We start from the raw sequence: 16,442 nt of genomic DNA on the forward strand, positions 1-16,442 counted from the left end.
CCGACCTCGGCTTACAGCAGGACCGCACCGCCGCTGGGGCTTTCCTCGCGGGCGATCGCCGAGTACGCGGCCGCCAGCAGGGTCGGGTCGGGCCCTTCCAGGCGACCGGGCTTGGCCAGGCCGTCGAGCACGACGAAGCGCAGCACGCCGGAGCGGGTCTTCTTGTCGGTCTGCATAGCGTCCAGCAGCTGGGGCAGCGCGTCGGCGTCGTAGCTGGTCGGCAACCCGACGGCGGACAGGATGGCGCGGTGCCGGTCGGCGGTGGCGTCGTCGAGCCGCCCGGCGAGGCGGCCGAGTTCGGCGGCGAAGACCAGACCGACGGAGACCGCCGCGCCGTGCCGCCAGCGGTAGCGCTCCCGTCGCTCGATCGCGTGTCCGAGAGTGTGGCCGTAGTTGAGGATCTCGCGGAGGCTGGACTCCTTCAGGTCCGCCGCCACGACGTCGGCCTTCACCTGGATCGCGCGGCGGATCAGTTCGGGCAGCACCTCCCCGGCGGGGTCGAGGGCGGCCTGCGGATCGCGCTCCACGAGGTCGAGGATCACCGGATCGGCGATGAAACCGGCCTTGATGATCTCGGCCATGCCCGCCACGATCTCGTTGCGCGGCACCGTTTCCAGCGTGGCCAGGTCGACGAACACGGCGGCGGGTTCGTGGAAGCAGCCGACGAGGTTCTTGCCCGCCTCGGTGTTGATGCCGGTCTTGCCGCCCACCGCCGCGTCGACCATGGCGAGCAGCGTGGTGGGTACGTGGACGATGCGCACCCCGCGCATCCAGGTGGCGGCGACGAAACCGGCCAGGTCGGTCGCCGCGCCGCCGCCGAGACCGACCACGACGTCGTTGCGGGTCAAGCCGATGCGTCCGAGCACCTCCCAGCAGAATCCGGCGACGGCGAGGTCTTTGCCGGCCTCGGCGTCCGGGATCTCGATCCGGTGAGCGTCGATGCCGGTGTCGGCCAACGCCTTCCGCACCACCTCGGCGGTCTCGGTGAGCGGCGGCTGGTGGAAGATCGCCACGGTGCGCACGCCCGTGGTCGCGCCGGTGACCGACTCGACGAGTTCGCCGAGCAACCCGCGGCCGATGATCACCGGGTACGGGTCGGCGGTCCGGACTTCGAGACGACTCGGCTCTGTCACGTGGCTTGCTCCGATTCTGTTGGTGCTGTTGTCGACTGCTGCCGTACCCGGGCGCGGGCACGTCGTGCGCGGGCACGCCTGGTTCGGCCGCCTGCTGACGGATCACCGGTACCCACCCCGCCCGTGGCATCGGGTTCGCTCGTGGTGACCGCCCTGCGGACGCGACGGACACGAGCGGTTGTGGTGGCGCCGGATTCCTGCGCGGAACCGGCCGCGGTATCGGTGGTCTCGCCCTGCTCCGCGGCCCTGCGCCGAGCGGCGGCCCTGGCTCTGGCGCGGCGCCGGGCCCTGGACCGGCTGCTGCCCTGCGGGATTCCGCTGGACGGCGGCCGGAGACCGGGCTCGGTCGCGGCGCGCTCGGCCGGTTCCATGCCGAGCTTGGACATGATCATCCGCACCACCCGGCCCGGGCTGCGGCCGTCGGTGCGCACCCGGACGGTAGCCACCTCACGGTAGAGCGGGCGGCGGCTGCGCATCAGCTCGCGGTACTTCGTGCCGGGATCCGCGCCGTTGAGCAGCGGCCGCTGCGTGCTCGCTCCGGTACGCCGAAGGCCCTCGGCCACACTGATTTCCAGGTAGACGACGGTACGGTTGCGCAACAACGCCCTGGTGTCCGCGGACAGCACCGCGCCGCCGCCGAGCGAGACGACGCCGCGCTCGGCCAGGATGGCGCGACGCACCACCCGCTCTTCGATCCTGCGGAATTCGGGCTCACCGTCTTCGGCGAAGATCTCCGGAATGGTGCGACCGGTCTCGCGCTCGATGCCGGCGTCGGTGTCGTACAGCTCGACGCCGAGTTCTCTGGCGAGCTTGCGGCCGATCGTGGACTTCCCCGCTCCCGGCGGTCCGACCAGCACCACGCGCGGGGCGCGCGGATCGGTCTGCACGATCATTGCGACCGACTGTCCGCGGGCACGTGCGGGCGGGTGCTGACGCGCTTGACGTAGCTGGTGATGTTCTCGGCCGTCTCGGTGAGCGAGTCGCCGCCGAACTTCTCCAGCGCGGCCTGCGCCACGACCAGCGCCACCATGGATTCGGCGACCACACCCGCGGCGGGCACGGCGCACACGTCCGAGCGCTGGTGGATGGCCACCGCTTCGGCGCCGGTGGTCATGTCGACCGTTGACAGCGCACGCGGCACCGTGGAGATCGGCTTCATTGCCGCACGCACGCGCAGCGCCTCGCCATTGGTCATGCCGCCTTCCAAACCGCCCGCTCGGTTGGTGGAGCGCAGTACTCCATCCGGACCGGGCCGCATCTCGTCGTGCGCCTGGCTGCCGCGGCGGCGCGCGGTCTCGAAGCCGTCGCCGACCTCGACGCCCTTGATGGCCTGGATACCCATGAGCGCGGCCGCGAGGCGCGAGTCCAGCCGGTTCTCGCCGCTGGTGAACGAGCCGAGACCGACCGGGAGGCCCTCGATGATCACCTCGACCACGCCGCCGAGCGTGTCGCCGTCCTTCTTGGCCGCCTCGATCTCGGCGATCATCACCGCCTCGGCATCCTTGTCGAACGCGCGTACGGGGCTATCGTCCACCGCGGCGAGATCGGCGGCGGTCGGCACGATGCCCGTCGTGTTCTGCGCAGTGCCGATGGAGACCACATGCGAGACGACCTCGGCGCCGAACGCCTGGCGCAGGAAGTTGCGTGCCACGGTGCCCGCCGCCACGCGCGCCGCGGTCTCCCTGGCGCTGGCCCGCTCGAGCACGTTGCGGGCGTCGTCGAAGTTGTACTTGAGCATGCCGGAATAGTCGGCGTGCCCGGGGCGGGGCCGGGTCAGCGGAGCGTTGCGAGCCAGCTCGGCGAGCTCGGCCGGATCCACCGGGTCGGCCGACATCACCGTGACCCACTTCGGCCACTCCGAGTTCGCGACCTCGATGGCGATCGGGCCACCCATCGTGCGTCCGTGCCGCACGCCGCCGATGACGGTGACCTTGTCGGCCTCGAACTTCATCCGTGCGCCGCGCCCGTATCCCAGCCTGCGGCGCGCCAGCTGCGCGGAGATCTCCTCGGATGTCACCTCGACGCCCGCCACCATCCCTTCCAGGATGGCGACGAGAGCGGGACCATGGGATTCTCCGGCAGTTATCCAACGCAGCACGTCGTCCATCTTCCCATGTCGGCGCCCGACCTCAGGAACGCGGCCCGCCGTGACGACGCCCACGTCGGCGGCAGGGCGGAACGCACGGCACGGGGCGGGTCAACGGGCGATCACGATGGCGCGATCCACCGACCGCAGCAGTGCCTCGCCGACCGAGCCGAACAGCAGACGGCCCAGGACACCGCGACCGCGGTTGCCCACGACGAGCAGTTGGCCGTCGCGCGAGCGTTCGAGCAGACGGCGCTCGGGACGGTCGCGCACCACCTCGCGCCGAATGGGCACCTCCGGGTACCGCTCCTGCCAACCGGCCAGGCTCGTGGCCAGCACCGCTTCCTCGGACCGGCGCAGCGCCGTCCAGTCGCCGCCGGTCGCCGCCGACGGCTCGATCTCGCCCCAGGTGTGCACCGCCACCAGTTCGACCCCGCGCAGGGATGCCTCGGTCACGGCCACCTCGATGGCGGCCTGCTCGGCGCCCGAACCGTCCACCCCGACGACCACGGGGCAGGTGCTCGCCCGGTCCCACAGCGGCGCCTCGGCGGGCACCACGGCGACCGGGCAGTCCGCGTCTCGCGCGACGGCCGTGCTGACCGATCCCAGCAGCACCCGCTGGATCCGGCCGGCACCGCGCGTGCCCACCACGAGCATCGCTGCGTTCCGGGAGCGCTCGATCAGGGCGGGGGCGATGTGCGCGGTGCGGATCTCGGTGCCGATGGCGATATCACGCACCACGTGCGCGGCGGTTTCGGCCGCGTTCGCGGCGCGTTCCATCGCCTCATCCGCTTCCCGCACCCGCAGCAGCGCGGCCGGACGCGGCGGATCGTCGGTATCGGAACCCGGCGACGACTCCATGACGAGCTGGATGTGCAGGGGCGCGTCGTGCAGAGCGGCGGTCTGTGCCGCCCAGCGCACCGCGACGATCGACCCGGCGGACCCGTCGGTTCCCACGACGATCGGCCTCCGCGATGGATGTCTCGGATTCACTCGGCGGCTCCTTCTCGACGCTGCATCGCTGTCCTGGCGCACTCGAGCGGCAACTCGCCGAGAGTCGCGCCGCTCTACCGCAGCTCGAGCGGCTGCTCGGGAAGTGGTTGCCTGCGATTGATGGTACCGACGAATTGCGCTGTATTTGCCGGCTTCACCATCCGGCTCCTCGGGTCGCGCTGTTCGCGCCTCGAACGGGACTCTCGGTGCCGTGACGGCGCAGCTCAGCCCGAGTCCATGACCGGCGATACGAGGACGAGCAACGTCGCCAGGCACATCGAGGGCCCGTGCGGAACGGTGCACCGCGTGCCGGCCGGGCCGCCGACGCCCGACGTGCGCATGTGCCGGGCGGCCAGCGCCGCGGACGCGATGCAGGCCGTGAGCGCCGGTGCGCCGAGCGCCGCCCAGACCCACGCCTGGGCGCCGCCGAGCGCGGCCGCCCCACCCAGGCCGAGCGCGAGTTTGACGTCCCCCGCGCCCAGCGCGGCGGGCGCGGCCAGGTGGACCAGCAGATACGGCGTAGCGAGGAACGTCGCACCGAGTGTCGCGACCGTGAATTGGCCTGCGATCAGGGCGTATCCGAACACCGCCAGGGCGCCGAAACCGGTCAGTCTGTTCGGAAGGCGTCGTTCCCGGAGGTCGACCACGGTCAATACCGCACACCATGCGGCGAGGGCGGTGAACACGAAAGGAGGCATGCCTCCACCCTCGCCCAGCGCCGGCGCCCGGAAGCTGCGCCGGGCCGAAATGTGCACAACATGAGCGAATGTGAACAGCGAATGCTCCGCACTGTTGTCTTCGCGCACGAAATGCATTGGGCGCCAGTCTATTCTGTTGCACACCGGGCGATCGGAACCGGCGGGCTGTGCATCGAGCACGTGTTGCGTGTCGGCGCGCGGCGTGTCGGCGGTAGTTTTGACCCATGTGTTCCGATCACCAGGGCCACGCGCCCGACTACGCGGCACGGCGTGGAGCGCTGCGCAGCCTGCTGGTGGAGAACAGGGTGGACGCCCTGCTGGTCACCGATCTGGTGAACATCAGGTACCTGACCGGGTTCACCGGCTCCAACGCGGCGCTGCTCGTGCACGCCTGGGACACCCGCACCGCTGAGGACCGCAGCGTGATCGGCACCGACGGCCGGTACCGCACCCAAGTCACCGAACAGGTTCCGGACCTGCGGGCGGAGATCGCGCGGGCCACCGCGCGCCGGATCGTGCAATTGGCCGGGGAGTGGCAACTGGGCCGGGTCGGCTTCGAAAGCCAGGTCGTCACCGTCGAGCAGCATCGCGGCTTTCTGGAGCAGCGGACCGGCCTGGAGCTTGTCGCGACGCCAGGACTGGTCGAGCAGCTGCGCATGGTCAAGGACGCCTACGAAGTCGAACAGTTGCGGGCGGCGTGCGCGGCGGCCGACGCCGGTCTGGCCACGCTGCTGGAACGTGGCGGACTGCGTCCCGGCCGCACCGAACGTCAGGTGGCCCGAGATCTGGAATGGGCCATGTTCGAGCACGGCGCCGAAGCGGTGTCGTTCGAGACCATCGTGGCGACCGGAGCGAACTCGGCTGTCCCGCATCACCGCCCGACCGAAGCCGTGCTGGCGGCGGGCGACTTCGTCAAGCTGGACTTCGGCGCCGTGGTCGGCGGCTACCACTCGGACATGACCCGCACCTTCGTGCTCGGCGCGCCGACCGACTGGCAGCGGGAGGTGTACGCGCTGGTCCAGCAGGCGCAGCGGGCCGGGCGCGAGGCGCTGCGCCCCGGGGTGCCGGTGGCCGACGTCGACGCGGCGTCGCGGGCGGTGATCGAGGCCGCCGGGCACGGCAAGTTGTTCGTGCACGGTCTCGGGCACGGCGTAGGGTTGCAGATCCACGAAGCGCCCGGAATCGCGAAAACCGGAACCGGTACACTTCTGTCTGGCGTGGCGGTGACCGTCGAACCAGGTGTGTACTTTCCCGGCCGCGGCGGGGTCCGGATCGAGGACACGCTCGTGGTGCGCGAAGGGGGCCCGGAACTGCTCACCCACACCAGCAAAGACTTGACCGTCGTCGACTGACGCCGGTCGGCCCGAGACCAAGTGGTAGAACGAGGAGATCCGAAGACAGTGGCGGACACCAGCGACTTCAAGAACGGCCTTGTGCTGAAGATCGACGGCCAGCTCCAGCAGATCGTCGAATTCCAGCACGTCAAGCCGGGCAAGGGCCCCGCCTTCGTGCGGACCAAGCTGAAGAACGTCGTGTCCGGCAAGGTGGTCGACAAGACCTTCAACGCCGGTGTGAAGGTCGAGACCGCCAGCGTCGACCGCCGCGACATGACCTACCTCTACCACGACGGCACCGACTACGTCTTCATGGACGGGGAGACCTTCGACCAGATCTCCATCGCCGAGGAGACCATCGGCAGCGGAGCCCGTTTTCTGCTGGAGAACATGACGGTGCAGGTCGCCACGCACGAGGGCGCGCCGCTGTATGTCGAGTTGCCGGTTTCGGTGGAGCTCGAGGTCACCCACACCGATATCGGTCTGCAGGGCGACCGCTCCACCGGTGGCACCAAGCCGGCGACCCTGGAGACCGGCGCCGAGGTGCAGGTCCCGCTGTTCATCAACACCGGCGACAAGCTGCGTATCGACTCGCGCGACGGCAGCTACCTCGGCCGGGTCAACGCCTGATCCCCCGGACCGGCCGATCCGGGATAATGTGACCGTGGCGGAACAGCCCGTGGACAAGAAGTCCACGTACAAGAAGCTCGGCGCTCGGCACAAGGCCCGCCGGCGTGCGGTGGATCTGCTGTTCGAGGCGGAGGCCAGGGACGTCGACGCCGCCGAGCTGCTCGACGAGCGCGCCGAGCTGGCCACCCGCGACCAGTCCGTCGCGCCGGTGCACGCCTACACCCGCACCCTGGTCGAGGGCGTCGCCGATGACCTCGACCGGGTGGACGGCACCATCGAGTCGTACCTGCAGGACTGGACCCTGTCGCGGCTTCCGGCCGTGGATCGCGCGATTCTGCGCATCGCGGTGTGGGAGTTGTTCCACGCGACCGACGTCCCACCGGTGGTCGCCGTCGACGAGGCGGTGGAGTTGGCCAAGGAGCTGTCCACCGACGACTCGCCGTCCTTCGTCAACGGTGTGCTCGGCCAGGTCGTCCTGGTGGCGCCGCAGGTGCGCGCCGCGGCGGCGGCCACCCGCGCCCCCCGCCGGGAGCCCGAGGCGTGAACAAGTACCTGGTGCTGGCCATGCGTACGCCGCGCTTCGACACCGCCGTGATCCAACCGCACCGGGAGTTCCTCGATGAGTTGCTCGGGCGTGGTCAGCTGGTCGAGAGCGGCAAATTCACCGACGGCACCGGCGGCGCCTACGTCATCCGAGCCGAAAACCTGGACGCCGCACGGGAGATCGTCTTCGCCGACCCGGTCCACACCACCGGCTCCTCGGAGCTGACGGTGTACGAGTGGGAGATCACCGTCTCCGCCTGAACGTACGACAGCCGCCCAGCTGCGAGCGGGCCGTATCAAGCGGCATCCCGCGGCTGTGCGGCTGTTCTCAGCTGGCAACGGCGGACAGTAGCTCGGGTTCGACGCCGCAGCACGATTTGGGCGTACACGCGTGACTCCCGCTGGGGGTGTACGAATGGACCAGCGGGAGCCCACCGGAACCGGGTGGTTCGGCGTGCGAGATCGAATCGGGAAGAGTTTCTCGATTCGACCTGGGGCCGATCCTCGTACCTCGACCGCGCTCGAGGTCAAGGGGCGGCTGTGGGCCGATGGAAGGCACTAGGCGCGACGATGGCGAAGCAGCTGCTCAACCCATCACCAATAGCGCCGCGACGGAGCCCGTGCCGGCGACGACGGCGAGGGCGAGGCCGGTGAGCACGAAGCGCGTCATCGGGACCCGGACGTCATGCGTGCGACAGAACTCCAGGCACAGCAGGGTGGCGAGCGATGCCCACGGCGTGACGATGGGGCCGATATTCGCCCCGATCAGCAGCGCGAGAAGCTGATTGCCGTTTCCTGCCGGGATCACCGCCTCTCCCGCGGTATAGGCGGGGAGGTTGTTGGCGACGTTGGAGAGCACGGCGCCCGCGGCGGCGGCCCGGTAGGCGCCGGACGCGCCGCCGTCGGTACCGATCAAGGCGTGCATGAGATCGGCGAGGCCGAATCGGCTCAGGGTGGGCACCACCAAGAACAGGCCGACCACGAAAACCAGCAGCCGCCAAGGGATGAGCGACAGCCGCAAAGCGCCGCGGTCGAAGACCGCGAAGCCGGCCACCGCGATGCCCGCCGCCACAGTGGCCGCGATGCCGATGTGGTCGCCGACGAGGGGAATCGCGAGGATGAACAGCAGGCAGGCCCCCGTGGTGGTGAAAAGTAATGCGCGCTCCCGGAAATTCACGGGTCGGATCGGCTCGGGCGGCACATAGCGGTCGCTCTCGCGTCGCCCGCGCCGCCAGTACCAGAGCCACAGGCAGGCCATCGTCGCGGCAATGGAAACCACTTGCGGCGCCCACATTCTCGCCGCGAAATCCGTCGCGGTGAGCGCTACCCGATCCGCGGCGAGCAGATTGGTGAGATTGGAGACCGGCAGCAACAGGCTTGCGGTGTTGGCCAGCCACAGCGTGGTCATGGCCAGCGGCAGCGGCGGAATTCGGGCTGGCGCCGCCAGTGCCAGCATCACCGGGGTGATCAGCACGGCCGTGGTGTCGAGATTCAGCAGGATGGTGGTGGCCGAGGCGAACAGCACGCACAGGACGAACAGAGCGGGGTAGTAACCGCGACCGAGGATCGCCAGGCGATGGGCGATGGCGTCGAAAACCTTGGCCTGCCTGGTGAGTTCGGCCAGCACGATCACGCTGCCCAGAAACAGCAGCAGAGGGCTGATTCGCCGCATGTTGGCGACGGCGTCGTCGTGGGGCAGCAGTCCGGTGATCACGCACAGCAGACCGGCGAGCAGCAATCCCAGTCGTACCCAGTCCAATACACCGAGCCGCGGTGGCGGTCCAGACGGCGCAGCCGTGGCCGGCGCGGGCGGGGTCCGATCGGTGGAATCGACCTGTTCGAGCACATCCGACATCATGGCAGCATCTCGACTGAGCCCTTGGTGTATCGGCCTGGGCCGCAGGTCGGCCGGGATGACGGCGCCGCCACTCTGATAGAACGATAGGATATTTATCGCAACGTTGCTTCGATGAGGAAGTTGGAGACATGGCCCCGAACGAGCCGACACTGCTGGATGTCCACACCACGCAGGAGGCGTGGGCGTTGTTCGACCGCCTTCGCGCGGCCCGGATCGAGGAGATCTCGACCGGGCGCTGGCGCGGTGCCGAACTCCACACCGGCCATCCACTCGACGGTGTACTGGAAGCGTCCGGGTGGTACGGCAAGCAGTTCGATGGCCCCGACCGTGTGCACCCGCTGCTGTTCACGGCAGGGGATGCGGTGTTTCCGATCGATCCGAGGCGGGTTCCGCTCGCACTGGCCGGCCGGGTGCCGCTGTCCGGCGTGCGCGCTGTGCGCAGGATGCTGCCGATCCTCCGGCCCGCCTTGCGAACCCACACGCCGACCGCGCGCCTGCGCGAGGTGGAATACCGCGGCGTGACCAGCGCCGCCATGATCTACGACCACCTGCCGATCATCGATCACTTCCGCCGCGCGGACGAGCGCACCCTACTCGGCGTGATGGACATGCGCGGCATGGCCGAGCCATATTTCTTTGTCCTGCACAGGGACGTCGGGTGAGGTTGCCGCCGAACCGGACGACCGTCGCCGATCCAGGTCCGGCATCGCTCGCGCCACACTAGGATTTTGCGCAAACAGCGACACCTTTGCGGCGATGCGCGACCGAGGAAGGGACCGTCGATGGAACGTACGACCTGCCTGGTGGTCGGTGGGGGACCGGCCGGGATGATCCTCGGACTGCTGTTGGCCCGCGCAGGAGTCGAGGTCACGGTGTTGGAGAAGCACAAGGACTTCCTGCGGGACTTCCGCGGCGACACCGTGCATCCCACCACTCTCGACCTGCTCGACGAACTAGGGCTCGGCGCGGAATTCGCGAAACTGCCCGCGCGCAAACTGGATCAGGTGCAACTGCCGGTCGCGGGTGGCGTGCAGACCTTCGTCACGCTGAAACACCTGCCGGGCAAACACAAGTACATCGCCATGGTGCCGCAGTGGGATCTGCTGGATCTGCTCGCGCGCGCCGCCGAGGCCGAGCCGGCCTTCCGGCTCCGGATGAACACCGAGGCCACCGATCTGATCTGGATCGACGGCAGGGTCGGCGGCGTCGCCTACCGGACCATGGACGGCGCGACCGGCGCGATCGAGGCCGATCTCACGGTGGCCTGTGACGGTCGCGGCTCAGTGCTGCGTTCGGCGGCGGGACTGCCGACCCGCAAGTGGTCGACGCCGATGGACGTGTGGTGGTTCCGTCTGCCGCGCACCGAGATCGACCCCGCGGGCGCGCTGCCGATCGTCACCGCACGGCGGGTCGCGGTCCTGCTCGACCGCGGCGACTACTGGCAGTGCGCGACCCTGATCGCCAAGGGCGCCGACGAGTCCGCCCGCCGCGGGCCGGTCGAGGACATCATGCGCACCCTGGCCGACGCCGCACCCTGGCTTCGTGACCGTGTCGACACCTTGACCAGTTGGGATCAGGTGAAGCTGCTCGAGGTGAAGCTCGACCGTCTGACCAAGTGGTACACCAACGGCCTGCTCTGCCTCGGCGATGCCGCCCATGCCATGTCCCCGGCCGGTGGTGTCGGCATCAACCTGGCCGTACAGGACGCTGTCGCGGCGGCGAGAATTCTCGCCGCGCCACTGCTGTCCGGCGCGGTGGGCACCAAGGATTTGGCGAAGGTGCAGCGACGGCGGCGGTTCCCGACGGTGGTGACACAGGGGATACAACGCTTCCTGCACGCCTGGGCCATCGCCCCCGCCCTCGACGGGCGCATCGATATCGCCGGTGCGCCTCGCGCCCCCATGCCGGTCCGCGTCCTGCGCCGGATTCCCGTACTGCGCAGCGTCCCGCCGTTCCTGATCGCCCGCGGCATACGACCCGAACACGCACCGCACTTCGCGCGCTGTGTTTGATCGGCAGCTGCGCTACACCGAACCGGTGGGAGATGTAGTGGGTGGGGTGGCAATCCATCCCGCGACGACCGCAAGACCCGTGGGGCGGTGCACGGCGAGGAAGCCGAAGGGCCGGTCGAACGTCACCGAGATGACGGTCGCCTGGTGGCTCTGGAGTGCCCCGCTCGCCGCGCGCAAGCCGAACGCGGTCACCGCGGCGGCTTCGAAACCCTCATGGCTGAACCGGGCCAGGACCTCTTGAGCTCCTTGGCCGACGCACAGTGGCATGGGGGAGATCGCGGGGAAATGACCACTGGCGCAATCGGTCGCGGTGGTCAGTCCGAACAGTCCGGGTCCGGCGAGCAGATCGTGGGTCGATCGAACCTCGAACGGCGGCAGCCGAATTCGCAGCTGGTCGGCGTTGGCGCGGACCGGCTCGGTGCGCACGGTGAGCCCTGGACCTTCGGTCCCGACCGGCAGGCCGGTGCGAATCGCCACCGCGTCCGACAAGGCGGCCAGACCGGTTCCGAGTACGGTGCCGGGCGTCCCCGGACCGAGCAACAGGTGGACGTCGAGATCGGCGCTACCTTCGACCACGACGCGCGTAACAGGCTGCGGCGCGTCCAGAATCGCGGCGTTCGTGAGGCCGCTGCTGGTCCGGGACAACCCGGGACCGCGATGCCCCTGCCACGGGCCGTCTTCCGGCGTCAGCATCCCGACGTCGAACGGCACACGCCACCGGGTCTTCGCGACCAGCGCGGTGGCCAGCACCATCAGCGTGTCGGGATCCACGGAGAGCGGGAATCGCTCGATGAGCCCCTCGGTGTGCTCGGCCGCCCAGCTGTCGAGTTCGGCCTGCCCGGCCAGCCGCGCGAGGACGCCCGCGGGCAACCGACTCGCCCATTCCTCGTGTAGCGGAAGATCGTTGCGCACCCACACTCCGAGTGCGGCCGATACCGCCTCCGCGCGTTCGATATCGCGCAGCAACCGCAGCGCCCCGCCCTGCCCGGTCGTCGCGGGCACTCCGATCGCCGCCGCGAGTTCGTCCCGCGCCGAACCCTCCGCCGCCGACGCGAGCAGGGCCAGCAACGGCCACACACCCGCGCCGGACACGACGAAGTCGCTTCGGCCCACCACCGCACACCATCGAGCGGTGAGCGCATTGGCCGCGCCGACATGGGGTTCCAGGGAAGTCCGCACGACCCCACACTATCCGCGGCGGCGTCGGCCTCGCGTCGTTCCTACGACACGCCGGGCCCCGGCCGCAGCACGATCTTGCCCACCGGTGTTCGGTCCTCCAGCAGCCGGTGTGCGCGGCTTGCCTGGTCCAGTGGCAGTACTGCCTCGACCAGCGAATCCAGCCCGCCCGCTGCGGCGCGGGCCAGAACGGCGGTGCCCGCCTCGGCGACCCGCGCCAGCCAGTCCGGTCCGGCGCACCCGGTGAAGGTGAGCCCCCGCATGATCAGATCACCGGCGGACACCTGCGCCGGGGCGCCGGACAACCAGCCATAGCCCAGCATCCGGCCGCGCAGAGGTGTCATGAGATCGAGTAGTTCGGCGGCGCTCGCACCGCCGATCGCATCGAAGACCACGTCCACCGTTGCGCCACCGAGGGTTTCGCGCAACCGCGTGGTCCACGCTGGGTTGCTGTGGTCGATCACCACATCGGCGCCCAGCTCACGAGCCTGCGCCGCCTTTGCCGGGCCACCGGCCGTCGCGACGACGCGGGCCGCACCGTATTCCTTCGCCAGCTGGGTCAGAGCGCTGCCGACGCCGGTCGCGGCGGCCTCGACGAGGACGGTCTCCACTCCGGTCAACGCGGCGGTCTCCAGGAGCGGAATCGCCACCGAGCCGTTCATCAGCACCGCCGCCGCGTCTACCACGGACAACCCGTCCGGAATGAACGTCACCGAATCCACTGGTGCGGCGACGAATTCGGCGTACGCGCCGAAACCCTCGGTCGCCACGACCACGCGCTGCCCGATCAGTGCGGAGTCGACTCGGCTGCCGACTTCGGTGACCACGCCCGCCGCCTGAAATCCGAAGATCAGCGGCGGCGGGGCGCCCAGCGGAAACTCCCCGGAGCGCAACTTGATCTCGGGGAACAGCACAGGGATCGCCTCGGCGCGGATCACCACCTCGTCTGCGCCCGGCCGTGGCCGCGGGACCTCCTGCGCGACCAGCACCTCTGGGCCTCCGATGCCCGTCATTACGATTGCCTGCATCACGAACTCCATAACTTGACTGTCGGTCCAGTTGTCTCGTCCGAGAATATGGACCGACGGTCAAGTTGTCCAGGAAAGCGGGTGTGATGGTCGGCGAACGGCCGAAGGAACGGGTGGATGCGGCGCGCAACCGGCGCGCGATCCTGGACGCCACCGCCGCTTTGCTCGCCGAGCACGGCGCCGAGGCGATCACCATGGACCGCGTGGCAGCCGCCGCCGGGGTGGGAAAAGGGACGATCTTCCATCGTTTCGGCAACCGCGCCGGGCTGCTGCACGAAATGGTCGCCGAGAGCGCGCTCACGCTGATGGACGCGATCACCAGCGGCCCGCCGCCGCTGGGTCCCGGCGCGCCCGCCGATGCTCGCCTGATCGCGTACTTCGACGCGATGACGCGGCTGGTGATCGACAATTCCGAGCTGATGGTCGCCTATCGCACCGTGCCGCCGCATCCGCGGACCGCGGAGTTCCACACCTTCTGGGACAACCACATCACCACGCTGCTGCGCGAAGCCCGTCCCGACCTGGACGCCGAGGTGGTCGGCCGGCTGCTGCTCGGTGCCCTCAGCGGCGAGCTGGTGCCGCGGATGGTCCGCGCGGGTGAGACCGATCGGTTGCTGGTCGCGGTCCGCGAGTTGGTCGAGTCGGTGCTGCGCGCGGCGTGAGCGTTCACGCCAGGGTGGCCGGAGTCAGGGCCTTCCACTGCGTCGCGGGGCGGCCACCGCCGATCAGTCGCGCGCGAGAATGGCGTCGAAGCGCTCGTCCGCGCGGTCGAGTTGGTCGAGGATGTGCTGCCGGACGTGGTCGGCCAGGGGCGTATCCGGCCGGGTGACCAGGTCGCGGTACACCGCGGTGAGCGGGCGGTACTTGGCGGCGAGCCTGGGCATCGCGGGACCGGTGGCGTAGAGAATGCCGACGCCGTTGTCGGTGAAATCGGAGAATTTGATGACGCGGGCCCACGGGTCGCGGTCCAGATTGGTCGCGACGTGCTCGCGGTACTGGGTCTGCCGATCGCGCGACGGGTCGGGCTCCGGATTGGTCACGGCGGCCACCAGGTCGGCCACTCGTTCACCGAACCGGTCGGTGAGCGTGCCGAGCGCGGCGTCCACGGTGGGGCCCGGACGGTCGGCGGCAAGCTCCGTGGCGTGATCCTCGACCGAGTCGTGCAGCAGGCCCGCCGCGACCACGTCCGGATCCCGGACCTCGTAGTAGCTGATGATCCGAATCGCCACCCGCAGTAGATGACTGAGGTACGGCTCGCGTCCGTAACGATCGTCGCGATGCAGGTCTGCCGCGAGATCCAGGGCCGCGGCGAGCCGTGGTGTGTCCGGCAGCTCGGCGATTTCCAGCAATAGTCGTTCACGCAGCCCGGCCTCGCCGTAAACCTCGCTGATCGTGTGCAGCGGCATCACGGCCAAGACCCCCGCCCCTGGATTGCTCATGATTCCAGGCTATCGGGAGCGGGTGACAAGCGAAAACGGGTGACACGGCATCGATAATGCGGAAAAACCTCCTGGGCGTCGCTCAGCGCCGTTGCGGCCGAGCGACGCCCGCTCCCGACATCCGCTCGTTCCTGCGGTGCTTACTCGTCCTTGGGCACCAGGGTGTTCTGCCTGGCCGCCGTGTACCAGCGATTGCCCTGTTTGACGAGGACGTAGAGCGCGATCATGGCGTGGTCGTTGTCGAGCGGCTCGCCGTCGGCCGTGGTCGCCCACGCGCGCTTGTGGGCGATCGCGACGTCGGGTCGAAGGAACGTGATGTCGGCCACCTCGTAGCGGGCGTACTGGTCTTTCAGGAAACCGGCCAGACCGCGCCGGTTCGCGTCGAGTAGCGCGTCGAAACCGGTGATCAGCGTGCCCGCCGCGTTGACGACAGCCGCGTTGGCGGTGAAGTCGCCGGTCAGCAGATCGGCGTCATTGGTGTTGAACGCGGTCTCGGCGTTGGCGATGATCTGCCGGATCGCGGCGACGTCGTCGGTGTGGTCGGCCGTCGTGTCCTCGACCAAGGGCGGTGTGAATGCTGTCGCGCTCATGCCGAAGAGCTTCCGACCTCAACAGTGGTTCAGGTCAAGGGTGTCGCGCCGTTGCCCGCCGCACAGTGGGCCGGGACGTCACCGCACGCCGCGCGGGCGGAACTGGATGCTGATCCGCGGGCCGGTGGGCCTGCGCGTCTTCGGCACGGCGTGCTCCCAGGTCCGCTGGCACGAGCCGCCCATGACCAGCAGGTCGCCATGTCCGACGACGTATTTCACACTCGCCCCGCCACCGCGCGGTCGCAGCAGCAGCGCCCTCGGCGCCCCGATCGACACGATCGCGACCATGGTGTCGTGCGTCGCGCCGCGGCCGAAGGTGTCGCCGTGCCAGGCCACACTGTCGTGCCCGTCCCGGTAGTAGCACAGTCCGGCCGTGCGGAACGGTTCGCCGAGTTCGTGCCGGTAGTGCTCGGACAAGGCCGTGCGCGCGTCGGCCAGGGCGGGATCCGGCAGTGGTTCGTGCTCCTCGTAGAACTTCAGCAACCGGGGCACGTCGACGACCCGGTCGTACATCGGCCTGCGCTCGGCCTTCCACGGCACGCACGCGACCAGCCGGTCGAACAGCGCGTCGGCGCCGGACAGCCATGCGGGCAATAGATCCACCCAGGCGCCACGGTCGAGGGTGGTGCGGCGGATATCGCGAAGCGACCCGAATTCGGTGTCGCCGAATCCATCCAGAAGCGATCCCTGCAGCGGTGCGGGCATGTTGCCGAGCGTACCGCCGATCGAACATATGTGCTAGCGGCTTTCGGTCAATGTCGTCCGCGTTGATAGTTCGCGGCCGGAGCTGACACCGGAGCGGTCGGCGCCGAGACCGGCCTGCCGACCGGGACCTGATGCCGCTTGCCGACGTGCTGGCCGTGGCCCCGCTCACAGCCCGATATGGCTGGTGAAAACGTCCGTCGCGGCGCTGCTAGTCTGC

17 protein-coding genes and 1 pseudogene are annotated in these 16,442 nt (G+C 69.5%); 7 read left to right on the forward strand and 11 right to left on the reverse strand.

Annotated elements, in window-relative coordinates; all coding sequences use genetic code 11:
* Nucleotides 1-11: 11 nt before the first annotated feature.
* The 5 genes and pseudogenes from aroB to AB0M45_RS19870 form a co-directional block, all read right to left on the reverse strand.
* The gene (gene aroB, locus AB0M45_RS19850; RefSeq protein WP_364330833.1) at nucleotides 12-1,133 is read right to left on the reverse strand and encodes a 3-dehydroquinate synthase; all 1,122 of its coding nucleotides are present in this window, start codon (nucleotides 1,131-1,133) and stop codon (nucleotides 12-14) included.
* Between the two features lie 239 nt (nucleotides 1,134-1,372).
* Nucleotides 1,373-2,026, reverse strand: a pseudogene (locus tag AB0M45_RS19855) (shikimate kinase); the annotation flags it as partial.
* Nucleotides 2,023-3,231, reverse strand: a complete 1,209-nt coding sequence (gene aroC / locus AB0M45_RS19860; protein WP_364330945.1) for a chorismate synthase — start codon at nucleotides 3,229-3,231, stop codon at nucleotides 2,023-2,025. The gene aroC and the pseudogene AB0M45_RS19855, both read right to left, overlap by 4 nt.
* A 99-nt stretch (nucleotides 3,232-3,330) precedes the next feature.
* The gene (locus AB0M45_RS19865; protein WP_364330836.1) at nucleotides 3,331-4,176 is read right to left on the reverse strand and encodes a universal stress protein; all 846 of its coding nucleotides are present in this window, start codon (nucleotides 4,174-4,176) and stop codon (nucleotides 3,331-3,333) included.
* Between the two features lie 260 nt (nucleotides 4,177-4,436).
* Entirely contained in the window at nucleotides 4,437-4,910 is a 474-nt protein-coding gene (locus AB0M45_RS19870; RefSeq protein WP_364330839.1) for a prepilin peptidase, read from the reverse strand.
* Between the two features lie 224 nt (nucleotides 4,911-5,134).
* Between AB0M45_RS19870 and AB0M45_RS19875 the strand changes: the two genes are divergently transcribed.
* Genes AB0M45_RS19875 through AB0M45_RS19890 form a run of 4 tightly spaced genes read left to right on the forward strand, consistent with a single transcriptional unit; the run spans nucleotide 5,135 to nucleotide 7,678 of the window.
* Complete coding sequence (locus AB0M45_RS19875) at nucleotides 5,135-6,262, forward strand: Xaa-Pro peptidase family protein (RefSeq protein ID WP_364330842.1); 1,128 nt, start codon at nucleotides 5,135-5,137, stop codon at nucleotides 6,260-6,262.
* A 48-nt stretch (nucleotides 6,263-6,310) separates the two neighbouring features.
* A complete protein-coding gene (gene efp / locus AB0M45_RS19880; protein WP_364330845.1) occupies nucleotides 6,311-6,874 on the forward strand; it encodes an elongation factor P in 564 nt (187 codons plus the stop codon).
* A gap of 34 nt (nucleotides 6,875-6,908) precedes the next feature.
* Nucleotides 6,909-7,418: a transcription antitermination factor NusB gene (nusB, locus tag AB0M45_RS19885; RefSeq protein WP_357724403.1), complete on the forward strand. Its 510-nt coding sequence runs from the start codon at nucleotides 6,909-6,911 to the stop codon at nucleotides 7,416-7,418.
* Nucleotides 7,415-7,678: a YciI family protein gene (locus AB0M45_RS19890; protein WP_364330849.1), complete on the forward strand. Its 264-nt coding sequence runs from the start codon at nucleotides 7,415-7,417 to the stop codon at nucleotides 7,676-7,678. The genes nusB and AB0M45_RS19890 overlap by 4 nt, the downstream gene beginning before the upstream one ends.
* 325 nt (nucleotides 7,679-8,003) lie before the next feature.
* Here AB0M45_RS19890 and AB0M45_RS19895 read toward each other — a convergent pair whose 3' ends face one another.
* On the reverse strand, nucleotides 8,004-9,272 hold the full coding sequence (locus AB0M45_RS19895) for an SLC13 family permease (RefSeq protein ID WP_364330852.1): 1,269 nt from the start codon (nucleotides 9,270-9,272) through the stop codon (nucleotides 8,004-8,006).
* A gap of 131 nt (nucleotides 9,273-9,403) precedes the next feature.
* Between AB0M45_RS19895 and AB0M45_RS19900 the strand changes: the two genes are divergently transcribed.
* Together AB0M45_RS19900 and AB0M45_RS19905 are read left to right on the forward strand one after the other, a co-directional pair.
* Nucleotides 9,404-9,937: a DUF4334 domain-containing protein gene (locus AB0M45_RS19900; protein ID WP_364330855.1), complete on the forward strand. Its 534-nt coding sequence runs from the start codon at nucleotides 9,404-9,406 to the stop codon at nucleotides 9,935-9,937.
* A gap of 120 nt (nucleotides 9,938-10,057) precedes the next feature.
* Entirely contained in the window at nucleotides 10,058-11,287 is a 1,230-nt protein-coding gene (locus AB0M45_RS19905; RefSeq protein ID WP_364330858.1) for an FAD-dependent oxidoreductase, read from the forward strand.
* 12 nt (nucleotides 11,288-11,299) lie between these two features.
* Here the strand turns inward: AB0M45_RS19905 and AB0M45_RS19910 are convergent, their stop codons facing one another.
* Both AB0M45_RS19910 and AB0M45_RS19915 read right to left on the reverse strand, forming a co-directional pair.
* On the reverse strand, nucleotides 11,300-12,466 hold the full coding sequence (locus tag AB0M45_RS19910; RefSeq protein WP_364330861.1) for a serpin family protein: 1,167 nt from the start codon (nucleotides 12,464-12,466) through the stop codon (nucleotides 11,300-11,302).
* A 41-nt stretch (nucleotides 12,467-12,507) separates the two neighbouring features.
* Entirely contained in the window at nucleotides 12,508-13,491 is a 984-nt protein-coding gene (locus tag AB0M45_RS19915) for a zinc-binding dehydrogenase (protein WP_364330863.1), read from the reverse strand.
* Between the two features lie 86 nt (nucleotides 13,492-13,577).
* On the opposite strand from AB0M45_RS19915, the gene AB0M45_RS19920 reads away from it, so the two are divergent.
* The gene (locus AB0M45_RS19920) at nucleotides 13,578-14,153 is read left to right on the forward strand and encodes a helix-turn-helix domain-containing protein (protein ID WP_364330948.1); all 576 of its coding nucleotides are present in this window, start codon (nucleotides 13,578-13,580) and stop codon (nucleotides 14,151-14,153) included.
* Between the two features lie 63 nt (nucleotides 14,154-14,216).
* On the opposite strand, the gene AB0M45_RS19925 is transcribed toward AB0M45_RS19920, so the two are convergent.
* From AB0M45_RS19925 to AB0M45_RS19935, 3 genes are all read right to left on the reverse strand, one after another.
* Complete coding sequence (locus AB0M45_RS19925; RefSeq protein WP_364330866.1) at nucleotides 14,217-14,930, reverse strand: HD domain-containing protein; 714 nt, start codon at nucleotides 14,928-14,930, stop codon at nucleotides 14,217-14,219.
* A 140-nt stretch (nucleotides 14,931-15,070) separates the two neighbouring features.
* Nucleotides 15,071-15,520 (reverse strand): SgcJ/EcaC family oxidoreductase, encoded by a 450-nt coding sequence (locus AB0M45_RS19930; RefSeq protein WP_364330869.1) that lies wholly within the window; start codon nucleotides 15,518-15,520, stop codon nucleotides 15,071-15,073.
* Between the two features lie 78 nt (nucleotides 15,521-15,598).
* Nucleotides 15,599-16,225, reverse strand: a complete 627-nt coding sequence (locus AB0M45_RS19935) for an alpha-ketoglutarate-dependent dioxygenase AlkB (protein ID WP_364330871.1) — start codon at nucleotides 16,223-16,225, stop codon at nucleotides 15,599-15,601.
* Between the last annotated feature and the right edge of the window lie 217 nt (nucleotides 16,226-16,442).

It is taken from the genome of Nocardia sp. NPDC051787, assembly GCF_040681325.1.
Classification (GTDB): domain Bacteria; phylum Actinomycetota; class Actinomycetes; order Mycobacteriales; family Mycobacteriaceae; genus Nocardia.

Bases quoted from the DNA above. Each gene is read 5' to 3' on its own strand.
- AB0M45_RS19870 (WP_364330839.1), bottom strand. From the start codon at position 4,910: ATGCCTCCTTTCGTGTTCACCGCCCTCGCCGCATGGTGTGCGGTATTG.
- AB0M45_RS19875 (WP_364330842.1), top strand. From the start codon at position 5,135: ATGTGTTCCGATCACCAGGGCCACGCGCCCGACTACGCGGCACGGCGT.
- AB0M45_RS19895 (WP_364330852.1), bottom strand. From the start codon at position 9,272: ATGTCGGATGTGCTCGAACAGGTCGATTCCACCGATCGGACCCCGCCC.
- AB0M45_RS19900 (WP_364330855.1), top strand. From the start codon at position 9,404: ATGGCCCCGAACGAGCCGACACTGCTGGATGTCCACACCACGCAGGAG.
- AB0M45_RS19905 (WP_364330858.1), top strand. From the start codon at position 10,058: ATGGAACGTACGACCTGCCTGGTGGTCGGTGGGGGACCGGCCGGGATG.
- AB0M45_RS19915 (WP_364330863.1), bottom strand. From the start codon at position 13,491: ATGCAGGCAATCGTAATGACGGGCATCGGAGGCCCAGAGGTGCTGGTC.
- AB0M45_RS19920 (WP_364330948.1), top strand. From the start codon at position 13,578: ATGGTCGGCGAACGGCCGAAGGAACGGGTGGATGCGGCGCGCAACCGG.
- AB0M45_RS19925 (WP_364330866.1), bottom strand. From the start codon at position 14,930: ATGAGCAATCCAGGGGCGGGGGTCTTGGCCGTGATGCCGCTGCACACG.
- AB0M45_RS19930 (WP_364330869.1), bottom strand. From the start codon at position 15,520: ATGAGCGCGACAGCATTCACACCGCCCTTGGTCGAGGACACGACGGCC.
- AB0M45_RS19935 (WP_364330871.1), bottom strand. From the start codon at position 16,225: ATGCCCGCACCGCTGCAGGGATCGCTTCTGGATGGATTCGGCGACACC.